This is a genomic window from Halomonas sp. ATBC28, from assembly GCF_005937175.1.
GTDB classification, from domain to species: domain Bacteria; phylum Pseudomonadota; class Gammaproteobacteria; order Pseudomonadales; family Halomonadaceae; genus Vreelandella; species Vreelandella titanicae.
The window spans coordinates 1-386 of sequence record NZ_VCQL01000213.1 but is presented as its reverse complement, the minus strand read 5'-3'; the positions used below and the strand labels follow the sequence as shown (position 1 = coordinate 386).

Here is a 386-nt window from a genome sequence, read left to right as displayed (position 1 = left end):
GTATATCAGACGACACAGCAATGCCGAAAAATGATAATATAAGTAAAGCCCCGAAAATTTTTTCGGGGCTTTACTTATATTATCATGACTTCCACTTTCTGAACTGTTCGGCAATCACCCATAACGCCTTGTTGATTCTTATATCACCATCAATACCTGTAATGGCTCTTGTCCTGGTATTTTTCCCGGAGGCACTTCGCCCCGATAATCCACCTTTTATCATATTCTCCTGAACCCGCTGCCAGGTTGTCCAGAGATCGTTCTGTTTGTCTTCCCGACGACGGGGAGTAATTATCTGTTCAGGTGTCACTGGCGTTTTATTTTCATCTTCATACCTGACCATCAGTGCAGCTCTGCCAAATAAATGTTGCTCGTCACTGTTAAGA

The 386-nt window shown here is 43.0% G+C and carries 1 protein-coding gene; it reads right to left on the bottom strand.

Features of this window, described 5'->3' with window-relative positions:
- Nucleotides 1–82: 82 nt before the first annotated feature.
- Nucleotides 83–386, bottom strand: a 304-nt coding sequence (locus E0L35_RS26110; RefSeq protein ID WP_171051255.1) for a DUF932 domain-containing protein, incomplete at its 5' end; no start/stop codon positions are given.